The 11,744-nt window shown below is 34.5% G+C and carries 8 protein-coding genes; 2 read left to right on the top strand and 6 right to left on the bottom strand.

From position 1 onward, the window contains the following. Positions 1 to 33 precede the first annotated feature (33 nt). The 4 genes from C0T34_RS18090 to C0T34_RS00680 all read right to left on the bottom strand — a co-directional run bounded on the left by C0T34_RS18090 (position 34) and on the right by C0T34_RS00680 (position 5,641). Positions 34 to 219: a hypothetical protein gene (locus C0T34_RS18090; RefSeq protein ID WP_162556801.1), complete on the bottom strand. Its 186-nt coding sequence runs from the start codon at positions 217 to 219 to the stop codon at positions 34 to 36. 455 nt (positions 220 to 674) lie between these two features. After that, positions 675 to 1,802, bottom strand: a complete 1,128-nt coding sequence (locus C0T34_RS00670; RefSeq protein ID WP_098942754.1) for an ABC transporter permease — start codon at positions 1,800 to 1,802, stop codon at positions 675 to 677. Then, positions 1,803 to 4,559 carry a ribosome-associated ATPase/putative transporter RbbA gene (gene rbbA, locus C0T34_RS00675; RefSeq protein WP_192940925.1) on the bottom strand — a complete coding sequence of 919 codons (2,757 nt, stop codon included), beginning with the start codon at positions 4,557 to 4,559 and terminating at the stop codon, positions 1,803 to 1,805. Between the two features lie 8 nt (positions 4,560 to 4,567). Next, on the bottom strand, positions 4,568 to 5,641 hold the full coding sequence (locus tag C0T34_RS00680; RefSeq protein WP_098942750.1) for an HlyD family efflux transporter periplasmic adaptor subunit: 1,074 nt from the start codon (positions 5,639 to 5,641) through the stop codon (positions 4,568 to 4,570). A gap of 849 nt (positions 5,642 to 6,490) precedes the next feature. On the opposite strand from C0T34_RS00680, the gene C0T34_RS00685 reads away from it, so the two are divergent. Both C0T34_RS00685 and C0T34_RS00690 read left to right on the top strand, forming a co-directional pair. Further along, on the top strand, positions 6,491 to 7,525 hold the full coding sequence (locus tag C0T34_RS00685; protein ID WP_098942748.1) for an isoaspartyl peptidase/L-asparaginase: 1,035 nt from the start codon (positions 6,491 to 6,493) through the stop codon (positions 7,523 to 7,525). A gap of 339 nt (positions 7,526 to 7,864) precedes the next feature. Then, entirely contained in the window at positions 7,865 to 8,857 is a 993-nt protein-coding gene (locus tag C0T34_RS00690; protein WP_098942746.1) for a tyrosine-type recombinase/integrase, read from the top strand. A 90-nt stretch (positions 8,858 to 8,947) separates the two neighbouring features. On the opposite strand, the gene C0T34_RS00695 is transcribed toward C0T34_RS00690, so the two are convergent. Beyond that, positions 8,948 to 10,399, bottom strand: a complete 1,452-nt coding sequence (locus C0T34_RS00695) for an AMP nucleosidase (RefSeq protein WP_109849830.1) — start codon at positions 10,397 to 10,399, stop codon at positions 8,948 to 8,950. A gap of 73 nt (positions 10,400 to 10,472) precedes the next feature. After that, positions 10,473 to 11,741: a hypothetical protein gene (locus C0T34_RS00700; protein WP_109849524.1), complete on the bottom strand. Its 1,269-nt coding sequence runs from the start codon at positions 11,739 to 11,741 to the stop codon at positions 10,473 to 10,475. Positions 11,742 to 11,744 lie beyond the last annotated feature (3 nt).

Raw genomic sequence — 11,744 nt, forward strand, 5'->3', positions numbered from 1 at the left:
TCTTATGTTTCAGTGACTTTTCCTAAAAATAGTCTATGCTTCGTTTAGGCAGTCTGTTTTCATGAAGGTGTCATCAGGGGCGCTGTTGGTTAGCCAAAAACCCACCATCATTTTACTGTTCTCTTTGAGTATCACAGATTGACCTTCAGTTGTTGCATCACCATTAGGTTGTGTATATTCGTCTATTATTTGATAAAACACCATCAGGATTAAAAACAAAATGCTGTTTACTTCTATCTATTGTTAAACCAGTATTATTATCTAAAAAACGTTGATGCCCAAATAACAAATTATCTCTAATTGGTTTAACATCCATTATATCTCCATTATATCTATGCCAATTTTTTATTCTTTATTAAATTTCCTTTATCCTATTACTTTTTTTAATATTTTCATTATTTTCATAAAATTAGCCTTATTTAAAGTATATTTAAGATAATCAATAAAAATATATTAATCTCATTACTCTAATGATGGATAAGGTTGTTTATTACTGGATTTTACTTAATATCTTATCTTAAATGTATTATTTACCTTCGTGAATATTATTTATGAAATCTCATCGTTAAGTAAAAACACCAATATTAGATAATTAAATTAATAAAAAACCTATTCCCTTCTATATTTAATAATAGAAGAAAATAGGTTAATTTATCGATTAATATTTAAATTTATTAGGCCATCGCCGAAATGGTTTTTCTAAAACGTAATAATGCTAATGAGAAAAACACCGAGCCAATAACAATTAAGATAATAAATTGTGGCCACACAATAGAGAAGTCAGCACCACGATATAAAATAGCTTGAGCTAAGCTAACAAAGTGTGTGGTTGGCATTGTTTGCATTACATCCTGTACAAATTGAGGCATACTTTCTCGTGATGTCATCCCTCCAGATAACATATTTAATGGCAATAATACCATAATCATCAATAAACCAAATTGAGGCATTGAGCGTGCCATGGTTCCTAAAAAAATACCTATTGAGGTTGTCGCAAATAAGCTTAAAGCAACACCACACATAAACAGTAAAACAGAGCCTTCAATAGGAACATGAAGTAAAGATTTCACGACTAATACCAAAGAAATGGCTGATGCCAATAATACAACCAATCCCATTGACCATATCTTAGAAAGCATAATTTCAAAAGGAGTTACAGGCATAACCAATAAGTGTTCAATGGTGCCGTGCTCTCGCTCTCTTATTAATGCAGCCCCTGTTAATACTATCGATAACATAGTGATATTATTGATAATTGCCATAACAGAACCAAACCAAGATTGTGTTAGGTTTGGGTTAAAACTCATTCTAACTTCCAAATCAACAGGCAGAGGATCGTTGGTTCTATTTTTCGCTAAAAAGGTTTTTGCTTCACCCATGACAATGTTTTGAATATAGCTATTACCTAGGAAAGCTTGGCTCATTCTCGTTGCATCGATATTAACTTGTATTTCAGGTTTACGACCGGCTAAAAGATCACGCTGAAAATTAGGTGGAATATCGAGCGCAAAGGTATAAGCCCCTCTATCTAACAAACCATCAATTTGTTCAGGCGTAATATCAGCTGGAGGCAAGAAATAAGGCATATAAAAACTATTTACAATACGTGCAGATAGCTGTGATTTATCCTGATCAGCAACAGCTATTGGCGCGTGATGTAATGAGCCAGGCGTAACAGTTGCTGATGAATAAATTGATACCGTAAAAGCAAATACAATTAATGCCAGCATCGCTTTATCACGAGTGAGACTGAGTAGCTCTTTTACACCTAAATTAAACACATTTTGAATTGTGTGCCACATTTAAGCCTCCTGCTTTTTCAAGAAAAAGATACTCAACCCAATAACAATTGGGATGGTGATAAGCAAAGGAATAAAAGACCAAGGTAAATCAAAAAGATTTAATCCTTTAGAGAATGTCCCTCTTGAGATAGTTAAAAAGTGAGATGTAGGATAAATATGCCCTATCCATTTACCGATACCTTCCAGTGACGAAACAGGATCAATCATTCCTGAAAATTGTGTTGCTGGAATTAAGGTAATAATTGAAGTACCAAAAATTGCAGCAATCTGACTTTTCATAAAACAAGAAATAAGTAATCCCATTCCTGTGGCAATAGTGATATAGAGTAATGCCCCTAAAGAAAGCGTTAACATACTCCCTTTAAAACTCACCCCAAATACAAAGACCGAAAGCGCACAGAGCATAAAAAAGTTAAACATGCCCAATAAGATATAAGGAAATTGTTTACCTAATAAAAACTCTGCTTTGGTGATGGGGGTAACATAAAGATTAATAATAGAACCAAGCTCTTTTTCACGAACGACGCTCAACGCACTTAACATCGCAGGGATCATCATTAATAAAAGTGGAATAACTGCGGGTACAATTGCGGGTAAACTTTTTACATCCGGGTTATAGCGATAGCGAGTTTCTATATTAATAGGTGCCAACTTATCAACCACATTAGTGGGTTGACGCATAGCCATATCGAGCATCCATGTTGAATGCATTGCCTGAATATAACCACGAACAGTTTCAGCCCGATTAGGCATTGCACCATCAATCCAAACACCTATTTTTACCGTATGACCTTTAGCAACATCTCGTGCAAAGTTGGGTGGAATTTCAATCGCAACTGTAATATCACCACTACGTAGTCGCTTTTCTAGTTGGTCATAATCTGTGATTGGCGCTTTTTCAATAAAATAACGAGAGCCTGAAAGGTTTTGACTATATGCCTGACTTAGCCCTGTTTTATCTCTATCCATGATACCAAAACGTAAGTTTTCAACGTCCAAACTAATACCGTAACCCATAATAAACATCAGGATCACCGTACCTAATAATGCTAAAGTAAGACGCACAGGATCTCGGCGTAACTCCATACCTTCACGAATACTGTAGCTAAATAAGCGTCGTAAGCTAAATCGCTGCTTTAATGCTTTTTCTGCACTTTCATCACTAGATGCAGGAAGTTGCAGGCTTTTTTCATCAAGTTCAGGTGCTTCTTGTTCACCTGATGCCTTTTTAAGGTAATCAATAAAGACTTCTTCAAGCGTATCAAATTGACTATTTTTAACTAAGTTTGCAGGTGTATCTGTCACTAATACTTTACCAGCATGCATCAATGACATTCGGTCACAACGCGCTGCTTCATTCATAAAGTGAGTTGATATAAAAATAGTGACACCGTCACGTCTAGATAGATCAACCATCAAGTTCCAGAACATATCTCGCGCAATGGGGTCAACTCCTGAAGTGGGTTCGTCAAGGATCAGCATTTCAGGTTTATGAATAACAGCGACAGCAAGCGACAAACGTTGACGAATACCTAATGGCAAACCATCAGGAAGAACATCTTCAACATCGGTTAAATTAAAACGCTCACTCATTGCCTTAACTTGTAGAGGAATTTCTTCTTCTGGAATATGAAAGAGCTTGGCGTGTAACTCAAGGTTTTGTCGTACAGTCAATTCACTATAAAGTGAAAATGCTTGTGACATATAACCAACACGACGACGAGTTTCGATATCTTTAGGATCAACTTCTTGACCAAATAACCATGCTCGCCCTTCACTTGCTTCTAGTAAACCGGTTAGCATTTTCATGGTGGTTGATTTACCACAACCATTCGATCCTAAGAAACCAAAAATTTCTCCTTTAGGAATACGAAAGCTAACATGGTCTACGGCAACAAACTGACCAAAACGCATGGTTAGATCTTTAGCTTCAATGGCAATCACATCATCGTCACTTTTATCTCTTGGCGGGATAATAACTTTTTGATGATCCTTTTTCTTTTCTTCAGGTAACAACTCGATAAAAGCTGCTTCTAATTCATCCGTCTGAGTTTGTGCTTTTAATTCATTGGCATGACCCGTAGCTAAAACTTTTCCGGCATCCATAGCCACCAACCAATCAAAACGTTCAGCTTCTTCCATATAAGCGGTCGCAACTAATACGCTCATATTTTTTTGACGCTTACGTATACGATTAATTAATTCCCAAAATTGTGCCCGTGATAATGGGTCAACCCCTGTAGTAGGTTCATCAAGGATCAACAATTCCGGATCATGAATAAGCGCACAACATAAACCTAGTTTCTGTTTCATTCCTCCAGAAAGTTTACCCGCAGGCCTATCTCTAAATGGCGCTAAACCGGTACTTTCAAGTAAGTCATTTATGCGTTCTGCCCGTTCTTGTTTTGATTGACCAAATAAACGGCCAAAGAAATCAACGTTTTCAAAAACAGAAAGTGTGTGATAAAGGTTTTTACCTAACCCTTGAGGCATATAAGCAATGCGAGGACAAACGGCTCTTCGATGTTCAACATCATTCATATCGCCTTTTAAAACAATTACTTGTCCTGTTTGAATCTCTCTCGCACCAGAAATAAGAGAGATCAAACTCGATTTTCCTACGCCATCAGGGCCAATTAACCCGACCATTTTTCCCGCAGGAATAGCCAATGTCACATCATCAAGCGCTTTGGTATCGCCATAATGTTGGGATACATGAGTCAATTCAATGATATGAGAATGACTTTGCGTTCTCATTGTTTGACTCATTGTGGTAATTTCACCTCTAAATCAGTTGGCCAAGATTGGTTGTTATCTAAGCGAATATAAGCTCGACCAGGTAAACCAGTTTTGACATATTCAAGGTGTTTTTCAAGTAATTCAGGTGCAATACGAGCTCTTACACGGAACATGAGTTTTAATCGCTCATTATCCGTTTCAACAGTTTTGGGTGTAAATTGAGCGACACTGGCAACATAGGTTGTTTTAGCAGGAATAACGATATGAGGTGCGGCATCTAAAATAATGTGAACTTCACTTCCTAATGCAGCTTTACCTGCGGCTTCTGTTGGTAAAAAGAAAGTCATATACACATCACTTAGATCGACCATATTTAATACACGACCGCCAGCACCTAAAACTTCACCAGGCTCTGCTACGCGATACTGAACACGACCGTTACGCGGTGCTTTTAAAATACTGTCATCCAATTCCGCCAGAATACGTCTTTCGGTTGCTGTTGCTGCATCCACTTTTGTATTGGCTTGAATGATCCCCGCTTTAGCCGATTCTATTGCGGCAATAGTCGCGGTTTCTTGAGCCTTAGCGGCTTCAACCGCTGCTCTTGCTCCTTCTGTTCTTGCAATATCATCATCTAATTGTTGAATAGAAATGGCATTCGTTTTTACTAATGCACGAGAACGGTTAAGTCTTTTTTGTGCAGCATCAAGCTCAGCAATACGTTGACGAACGACAGCTTGGGCTGCAAGTTGTTCACTTTTACGTTGTGATAATGCAGATTGCGCAGTGACCACACTACTTTTTGCTTGGTTTAATTGAGCTTGAACTTCATGAAGTTGTTCTTTAAGTGTTCGAGTATCCATGTTTGCTAGCACTTCACCCGCTTTAACAAAATCACCTTCTTGAACTAAAATAGAGTCTATTCTTCCCGGACTTTTCGTTGAAATATCAATTTCTGTTGCTTCTATTCTCCCATTACTTTGAGCAAATCCTGAAGGAAGTGTTGGCGCTTGAGATTTCCACCAAAAAATTCCCGCAGCAACAACTGCGACGAGAATGATGCTATAAACAAAAAAACGACTCTTTTTTTGATTTTTCATATAAATTATTTAACCTTCCTTTAGCCATAAAAGAATACCAAAAATATGTTTATCCGCTGTATGTAAGAAAATAGTTAAACAATGAGACGTATTAGTTTTTTTATTTTATATCTATTTAAAAATAGTTCATTTGTGTTGATAAAGCTAACTCACTCACTATAAAAAAATAAAATTTTAAATCCTAACCTTATGAATTATAAATGTTATGTCATTATAATAGAGCTTTAACTCAAATTAATGTAGTACTTTTATCACATAATCCACCATCTATTTTTGATTATTCGAGGAAACACACAAATTGTATATAGAAAATCTATTCTCGTTACATTCAAATACAAATGAAATAGTAACAAATCGTTATCAATTGCTCGTTAATATTAAAATATTACTTAATTTTTTCATAAGAATTCAATTTTAAATTGAGTTATTTTCTAATTTAAAATTATCATAAACTGTATTTATCATATAATTTAATAAATTTTATATTTTAAATCTCATCATATAAAATAAAAACAAAAAGTAAAAATGACATTATTATTTTTGTTTTTAAAAAAATATTATTAGCTGCAATTTATCTTTATTCCCTTTATTAAGAAAAAAAACACTAAAAAATACAAAGTATTGATTTTCTTTAATTAAAAAATAAAAGCAAACTATTACATGATGAAGATCGACAAATTAAAAAGAAATTTGAGTGTTCAGACCACTTATGTCTTAAACTTTTTATATAGTGATTATTGCAGTTAGTTATCAAAGTACGTTGATGCAATTAATTAGAATTTAAGATCAAGATCGTAAAATCCAGATGATGACATCAAATCAATTTTAATTAAAAACAAGAAGGATTATATGAATAATATAAAGTATAAACTCGCCACAATGACACTTTGCACTCTATTTGCTACCTCTGTTTTTGCAAATACCGATACACCAATTCGCCTTGTTATTCATGGTGGTGCAGGAACAATCACTAAAGACACCATCACGCCAGAACAAGAAAAAGAGTACAAAGAGAAACTAACCGAAGCATTAAATGCTGGATATGCTGTTTTAAATAGTGGAGGCACTAGCATAGAAGCCGTCCAAAAATCCATTAATGTTATGGAAGATTCACCATTATTTAATGCAGGAAAAGGTGCCGTTTTTACCCATGATGGTCGTAATGAACTTGATGCTTCTATTATGGATGGTAAAACCCGTAAAGCTGGCGCTGTTGCGAGTGTAACTACGGTTAAAAACCCAATTAACGCGGCCATTGCGGTGATGGAAAAAAGTCCACACGTTATGATGGTATCAAATGGCGCTGACCTTTTTGCTAAAGAACAAGGACTTACTATTGTTGATCCTTCCTATTTTAGGACTGAACATCGTTGGCAACAACTTCAAAAAGCGATAGAAAAAGAACAAGTTGTCTTAGACCATGATGGTAAAACAGCCGCCCTTTTTATTGATCCTATGATGTACGATTATAAATATGGCACCGTAGGTGCAGTCGCTCTTGACCAACATGGTAATTTGGCTGCGGGAACTTCTACGGGAGGAATGACAAACAAGCGTTATGGCCGAGTTGGCGATTCCCCAATTATTGGTGCGGGTAACTATGCTGATAATGAAACCGTTGCTGTATCTGCTACAGGATCTGGTGAAATGTTTATCAGAACATTGACTGCCTTCAATATTGCAGCCCAAGTTAAATATAAAAATTTACCTTTAAAAGAAGCCGCTCAAAATGCACTTGATGAAGTTAAAGCCATTAATGGTAGTGGTGGTGTTATCGTATTAGATAAAACAGGTAACTACACAATGAGTTTTAATTCTGAAGGTATGTATCGTGGCACAATTGGTAATGACGGAAAACCTGTCGTCGCAATTTATAAAGAGTGATTTAAACATCTATTGATTATTTTGCACCCAATTTTTACTGCTATCTTCATTATTTTCAAGTCGATAAAAAGTGAAAATTTGGGTGCGAAAATGGCATAATCTCCCTTTTCCTCCTATTATTCCTTACTTTTTTTCTTAACGTTATTTAACGCTATTTTTTCCTTAACTTAACTTGATGGTTATTTACCCCAAAGGCGCTCACCAAACAATCAAATTGATGGCAAAACAAACAAGATCGTTTCTACTTATTAAAATGATCCTTTGAAAAAGTAGCTTTTTTCTTTTTTGGATCTGTTAGAATATTCATTATGGTTATGTTGATTGAATAAGGAAATCACAGTGGAATTTCACCACGACGATCAGGAGTTAACACCTGAAACATCGCTAGTTTTGTCTGAAAAACAAGCATTATTGGATCTGAATGCAACATTCACCTCGCCTGCTCATACCAATCCTGCAATGGCATATTTAATGAGTTTGGGTTCAAAACGTAGTCGTCAAACAATGGGATCGTTTTTAACTATTGTTGCTAAGATGATCGGTTTTTCTTCTCTTAAAAATTGCCAATGGGGAGCACTTCGTCGTCATCATATTCAAGCTATTATTGATATGTTATCTGATGCCAATAAGGCCCCTGCCACTATCAATACTTATCTTGCTGCGTTAAAAGGTGTCGCTTTAGAAGCTTGGGCAATGAAACAAATGGATACTGAAAGTTATCAGCATATCCGCCAAGTTAAATCGGTAAGAGGAAGTCGATTACCTAAAGGCCGAGCACTCACTAGCAGTGAAATTCGCGCTTTATTCAGAAGTTGTGAAAAAGACAATTCATCGAAAGGTTTAAGAGATGCTGCAATATTAAGTGTGTTATTAGGCTGTGGATTACGTCGTTCAGAAATAGTGGCTATCAATTACGAGCACATTCAATTTCGAGATCAAGCTTTTCTTGTTAGAGGTAAAGGTAATAAAGAACGTATATCTTATATGCCCGATGATACTTGGGATCGCGTTCAACTATGGATTGATGAAATAAGAGGCACACAAGATGGTCCTCTTTTCACTCGTATTCGCCGATTTGATGATGTCACCGATGAGCGGATCACCGATCAAGCTATTTACTATATTTTAGAAACTCGACAACAAGAAAGTGGTATTGATAAATTTGCTCCTCATGATCTACGAAGAACATTTGCTTCTGCAATGCTTGATAATGGTGAAGATATTGTCACTGTAAAAGATGCCATGGGACATGCCAGTATTATGACGACTCAACGTTACGATAGGCGTGGCGATGATCGACTAAGAAAAGCAGCTAGACATTTACGTTTTTAAGTTTTTTAAATAACTTACTTTTGATAAAATTTAATAATAATCCCAAGCCATTGAATTAATGATAATTTGGGATTTGTTTTTACTTAAAATTTATCTGAAAGGCGGTTCATTAAAAGTTCTCAATTTACGAGAATGTAAGCTACCCTCCTCTTGTTTAAGCAATTCAATAGATTCAATACCAATTTGTAAATGCTCTGATACTGCACCTTCATAAAAATGATTAGCCTGACCGGGTAATTTAATTTCACCATGTAAAGGTTTATCAGATACACATAATAATGTGCCGTAAGGAACTCTAAAACGATAACCTTGTGCTGCGATTGTTGCACTTTCCATATCAACAGCAACGGCGCGACTTAAATTAAATCGTCTAGCTGAGACAGAAAAACGTAATTCCCAGTTACGATCGTCTGTTGTTACAACAGTTCCTGTTCTTAATCTTTGTTTTATTTCATGCCCCGGTTTTCCACTAATTATTTTTGTTGCATCGTAAAGCGCGCGCTGCACTTCAGCAATATTAGGAATTGGAATATCAGGTGGTAATACGTCATCTAAAATATGATCATCACGTAAATATGCATGCGCTAATACATAATCGCCAAGTTGTTGGCTTTCACGTAAACCACCACAATGGCCAATCATTAACCAAACATGAGGGCGTAAAACAGCTAAATGATCGCAAATTGTTTTTGCATTTGAAGGCCCTACACCAATATTAACTAATGTTATTCCTGGACCTTCTTTTGCAATTAAATGGTAGGCTGGCATTTGATATTTTTTCCAAGTTAAATCGGATATTAACTTTTCAGGATCAACAGTTTCAGCCGTAATTTGCTGAAAGCCAGCACAAGAAAGCGCGCAATATGGACTATTTTTGTCTGCGACTTGTTCACAAGCCCAACGAACAAATTCATCAACATAGCGGTTATAGTTAGTGAATAAAATATAAGGTTGAACATCTTCAGGCAATGTACCTGTGTAATGTTTTAAACGAGCCAATGAAAAATCTGTACGCAAAGCATCAAAATGAGAAAGTGGTAAAACATCCCTATCACAAATTAATCCATCAGTAATTTCGTCACCAATTTTAGATAAGTCAGTTGTCGGGAAATATTTAGCTAAAGAAGCACTCATTTTTCTATCAAAGCCAATGCCTGTTCCATCAATGACAAAAGGATAAGGAATTTCTTGTTTTGAGGCGCTGACTTCAAAAGTTGTATAGTAAGCATCAGCAATAAGTTGCAATTGTTCTGACAAATAATTCTCAAATAAAGCGGGATTAGTAATAGTGGTAGAATAAGTTCCTGAGCGAGATAAACGTCCATAAGCTCTCGTTTTATCTTCTGTTTTTGTTTTACCAAACCAATATACCGTTAATTGAGGATAAGCAAATAATCCTTCAGCTCTTTGTTTTACATCGGGTAATTTTCCATCTTGTGCGTAATCAACAATTGCATTACGTAATGCATCAACAGCATTTTGATATTGTTCTTTTAGTTTGGTAATAACTGCTTGGATTTCAAGGTGATGAGGTTGCGACATAAAAAAGAGCCTCTTACTTATTATTAATTTATAACCATAATAGCAAGAAGCCCAGATTTGCCAAAGAATAAGATTAATAAAATCTATATGTGCATTCTCCATCTAAAGAGAATAGCTCTCCATTATTTAATTGTAGCGAGATGTCAATACTATCTTCATTAATTATTTTATTTCGATACAATAGATCTAGGAATTTCTTACCTAGGTTTGGTTCTTTTTCATTTAGTTGATTTTTTATCTCTTGGATCTTGTTATCTAAGCCTTTATCATTATTTGGCTCTAGGTTATTATTAATAGCCACCATATCATACATAAAATTATATAACTTACTTTCAAATGGTTTAGCCAAGATAATATTATTATTTTCTTTATCGCTACTTTTTTTTAAATATTTTATTTTTAGTTCTATTCGATTATCAGAAAGACTCTTTATACTATAAACTTTTTCTTGCTTAATAATATCATCGCCTGAAAAAGATGTTGTCAATGTGTAGTAATCAAGATCAGTATTATATGACTTAATTAAGGTGATACCTTCTTGATTTAGTAAATAGTAGATTGCCTTTTTATTTTTCTCTGATAAATTTTGTATTAAAGATTCAAATTGTTGCATTGCCTCATCTTGATTTTTGCTTTTTATTTTTTCACCATTGACAATATAAGTATCTCTATTTATATCGTTTCTGAGTGCCTTTTTTATATCTAAATTAGGATCATTCTTATCTATTGTTTCGTTTACGTTTATGAGCCTGCTTATTGCATAAAAATCAACTTGATTAAAATTAATTTTATTAAGCTCTAAATCTATTTCGCCAGAACTTATTTTCTTATCTAGCTCAAGATATAACTCAGCAAAAATCAGTTCATCATTCTTACTTTCTCTCTCATTTTGTTCTAATTTTTCATATAGACATTTTAGTGCAACTTCATTGGAAAAAATTGATGAATGTCGATTAAATATATTAATTATTTTTAATATTTTACTAATTTGTTTATCATCTACATCCTTTATAAAAATATTATAATCATCAATTAAAATTGTAATATTTTTCTTATTATCTAAACCATTATCAATCCTAATTCCTATCTTTTCTTTATATGCATCTGAGGACATAGCTTTTAACATTAAAAAGTCATATGCCATTTTAAAATAGTTCTTATCATTCGATTGTTCTTTAGACACAATATTTTCAACTATTTTTAGTGCTTTTTCTCTTTTGTTTGATTGGAACCAATCTTTTATTTTATCCCACAAAGACATAACATCTTTTATTTTTTTTCCTTGTGATATTCTTAATATTTGTGAAGTAGAAATATCATTTTTATTAATTTTCATATTCATAGA

It is taken from the genome of Proteus sp. CA142267, assembly GCF_003336825.1.
Classification (GTDB): Bacteria; Pseudomonadota; Gammaproteobacteria; order Enterobacterales; family Enterobacteriaceae; genus Proteus; species Proteus terrae.

Bases quoted from the DNA above. Each gene is read 5' to 3' on its own strand.
- C0T34_RS00680 (WP_098942750.1), bottom strand. From the start codon at position 5,641: ATGAAAAATCAAAAAAAGAGTCGTTTTTTTGTTTATAGCATCATTCTC.
- C0T34_RS00670 (WP_098942754.1), bottom strand. From the start codon at position 1,802: ATGTGGCACACAATTCAAAATGTGTTTAATTTAGGTGTAAAAGAGCTA.
- C0T34_RS00695 (WP_109849830.1), bottom strand. From the start codon at position 10,399: ATGTCGCAACCTCATCACCTTGAAATCCAAGCAGTTATTACCAAACTA.
- C0T34_RS00685 (WP_098942748.1), top strand. From the start codon at position 6,491: ATGAATAATATAAAGTATAAACTCGCCACAATGACACTTTGCACTCTA.
- C0T34_RS00700 (WP_109849524.1), bottom strand. From the start codon at position 11,741: ATGAATATGAAAATTAATAAAAATGATATTTCTACTTCACAAATATTA.
- rbbA (WP_192940925.1), bottom strand. From the start codon at position 4,559: ATGAGAACGCAAAGTCATTCTCATATCATTGAATTGACTCATGTATCC.